Below are 3,182 nucleotides of genomic sequence, written 5' to 3'. Positions count from 1 at the left end.
AGAGTGCGCCGCCCGGATTGATCTCCGGATAGACCTTCTCCAGAAAGGCAACCAGATCGGCGGCGAGCGCTGCGCGAAATGCGCGATTATTATCGATCATAGACTTAATCTTTCAGCTTGTGAGGATTGAACACGCCATCATTCTTCTGTGGATAGGGGTTGGCCAGACACGCGGCGGGCAAGGAAGCGTTCAAGGATCGCTTGGTCTTCCGATGTAAGATCCGGAACGGTATCCTTTGCCGCCTCCGGCTCGAACAGTTTCTCGACCAATGTCAACACGATGTGGGCGGCACGCGCGTCGCCCTTCAACGCTTTGGAAACCAGCGCTTTGAGCATGGCTCTCTGCTTGCTGACCTTCAGCTCCCGCTCACCTTCGCGCACGCGAATATGCTCGCCCAGTTCTTCACGAAGATCGGAGCGGAGGTTGACCGTCCCCTTGGGACGACCTTTCGGATTGCCGGATTGCCCCGGCTTGAACTGGCTATGACGCGGGGGCCGGCGATAGCCGACCCCTTCTGTCTTCTTCTGCTCAGTCATGGCGCACCTGGGTGTCATCCCCTGCTACTTCGAACACGTCCAGATCGCCGTCCGGTGCAGCGGCGCCGATCAGCGGTGTCGAGGAGGCCACCGGTTGATCTGGTGACCTAAGATCAGACGAGGTCAGCGTGTCCGCTACGTGAGTGATTGAACAAGCGACCGCCAGCGCTGCGGTCTCAGGCGGCTCGCCCTTTGCCACGCCCGCAACGCCGGTGGCCATCGGCGGCGTCATAGTGTTGTTAGACGCCAGCGCCTCGATCAACGCCGTCTCAGCGATAGCCTGCGCGATCGCATCAAAGCTCTGTCCAGTCTGGACGTGGATCGCTGCTTGCCCCGTTGCCTTTTGCCAGCGGCGAATGGCAACATCGACATAAGCACTGTCAAGTTCGTTGCCCACGCAAATACGGCCGGTCGCCTCGGCAGCCATCAGAGTCGATCCAGAACCCAAGAACGGATCGACAACATATTCGCCGCGCTTTGAGACATCGCGCAGTGCATCCGCAATCAGCGCGACCGGCTTAGGGGTGGGATGAGCGGCCAGCAGTCCATCACGCTCTTTGCCGAACGAATTCACTCCAGCATACTCCCAGATGTCCGTCGTCAGAACATTTGGCGCAGATGGCTGCCTGATTTAGCGGAGTGTCGGCCTCTGGTTGGTGATGTTAAGCGGCGAGCTTGCGGTGTTGCAAGCGCCTGAATTGGATTGTCTGTCGTTTGATCCTTTCGCGTTGTTCGATGATGGCAGAGGCCCTACCGAAGTAGGCGTCGGCCGGCGTGACGTTGCTGAGACTCTCGTGATAGCGGCGATGATTGTAATGTTCGACGAAGGCCTCGATCTGGTGTTCGAGATCGCCCGGCAGGAAGTAGTTTTCCAGCAGGATGCGGTTCTTGAGCGTCTGGTGCCAGCGCTCGATCTTGCCCTGGGTCTGCGGGTGAAGCGGCGCTCCGCGAACATGACTCATACCGTTGGCGTAGATCCATTCAGCGAGTTCGGCCGCGATGTAAGACGGCCCGTAGCACCTACGGAAGGAATGCGGAGAGGCCACCAAGGAGCGGTGCGCGCAGCCTTTCATTGCAAGCGCGCGCCGGTCGAGGTGGCCATGGCCAGTCAAGGTTTCTCTAGAATGTGAATGTTCACAACCCATTCCGGAGAGACCGACCATGACCAGTACAAATGCTATACTCGCCGATGCGGTGTTGGTAGCCATTGATATTGCCAAGGCTTGCAACGAAGTCCTGATCGAGGCCCCTAGCCATAAACGTCGGCGCCGGCTGTCGGTCCTCAACAGCCGTGCGGAGCATGATCGGCTGATCGAAATGCTGCAGGCGTATGGCCGACCTGTGGTCTGCGCTTTTGAGGCGACTGGGAACTATCACCGGCCGATAGCATGGCGGCTGGCTGAAGCGGGTTTTGAGGTGCAGCTGGTGTCGTCGCTGGCGCTCGCCCGGACCCGGGAGGCCTTGCACAACAGCTGGGACAAGAACGATCCTAAGGATGCGCAGGTGATCCTGCACATGCTGAGGATCCGGGCGACGCAGGTCTACCATGATCCGCTGCGCGTCGGCATCAACGACGTGCAGGAACTGTCGAAGACGCATGAAGCGATCGCCAGGGCCAAGACCGAGATCCAGCACCGCATCCTGACGCATTACCTGCCGCTGTATTTTCCCGAGATCGAACGCTTCCGGGGCAACAGCCGCAGCGATTGGTTCTTCGCCTTCCTCGATGCCTTTCCGACGCCGGCAAACATCACGGCGCTGACAAAGGAGGAGTTCGTCAAAGCAGCCTGGGATGTCGTCGGCCGCAAGGTCAGCAAGACGCAGATTCTCATGGATATTTACCAGACGGCGCGTACATCGATTGGACTGCCGTTGCCGCTCGACGCTCCTGCCATCCGCATGTTCCGGATGGTCATTGCCGAAGCACGCAGCCTGATCCGGCAACGCAATGCGATCGAAGCCCAGGCCGACGAACTGCTTCGGCACAGCCAGGATTATCAGCTCCTGCGGCAAATCCCCGGCATCGGGCCGATCAATGCACTGACGGTCATTGCCGAAGCCGGAGATCTTCGCCGCTTCCACCACCATCGCCAGTTTCTCAAGTTCTGCGGACTGGATCTGTCGACCCAGCGGTCCGGCCAATATCGCGGCCAGACCCGGCTTTCGAAGTTTGGCAATGCCAGGCTGCGCCGCACCCTATGGATTGCCGGGCAGGTTGCCATCCGCCAGCGTGAGAACGGCTTCCGGCACAAGTTCGAACGCTACATCGCTAGAGATCGCGACAATCCCGATCTGCGCCGCAAGGCGATGACCGCTATTACCGCCAAGATGGCGCGCGTCGTGCACGCCGTTGTCAAAAGCGGTTCCGATTACCGGCCCTTCGTCGAGGGGCGGGTGCCAGGTGGAAGAACCTCTGTCAGCTAGGGCCGTGAGGGCATCTGTTCGATGACCCTGTAGATAATGTTCGGGTCTTCCGCCTGGATCAGAAGCTCGTGTTGAGGACGGTGAGGGCCGCCTTCGTGCGGACCCTGTGTTTGCTATGGACGAGACCTTTTCCTTTGCCGGCGGAGCCGCCTGGTTCGACCTTGCGACTTGACCAGCGTCACGCAGCGAGAGCATGCTGGCGAACGGAGAGACTTTGATCG

2 protein-coding genes and 2 pseudogenes are annotated in these 3,182 nt (G+C 59.6%); 1 reads left to right on the top strand and 3 read right to left on the bottom strand.

All coding sequences use genetic code 11. From position 1 onward, the window contains the following. Positions 1–138 precede the first annotated feature (138 nt). The 3 genes and pseudogenes from NB311A_RS09110 to NB311A_RS09100 all read right to left on the bottom strand — a co-directional run. Complete coding sequence (locus NB311A_RS09110; RefSeq protein WP_009798210.1) at positions 139–537, bottom strand: DUF5681 domain-containing protein; 399 nt, start codon at positions 535–537, stop codon at positions 139–141. Then, complete coding sequence (locus tag NB311A_RS09105) at positions 530–1,111, bottom strand: DNA methyltransferase (protein ID WP_009798233.1); 582 nt, start codon at positions 1,109–1,111, stop codon at positions 530–532. Before NB311A_RS09105 ends, NB311A_RS09110 begins: the two co-directional genes overlap by 8 nt. An 88-nt stretch (positions 1,112–1,199) precedes the next feature. Continuing rightward, positions 1,200–1,550: pseudogene (locus tag NB311A_RS09100) on the bottom strand (integrase core domain-containing protein); the annotation flags it as partial. Positions 1,551–1,698: 148 nt separating this feature from the next. On the opposite strand from NB311A_RS09100, the pseudogene NB311A_RS09095 reads away from it, so the two are divergent. Further along, positions 1,699–2,986, top strand: a pseudogene (locus NB311A_RS09095) (IS110 family transposase). The last annotated feature ends 196 nt before the right edge of the window (positions 2,987–3,182 follow it).

Source organism: Nitrobacter sp. Nb-311A, assembly GCF_000152905.1.
Taxonomy (GTDB): Bacteria; Pseudomonadota; Alphaproteobacteria; order Rhizobiales; family Xanthobacteraceae; genus Nitrobacter.
Note: the sequence above shows the minus strand (reverse complement) of the source record. Positions and strands in the feature narration are given on the sequence as shown.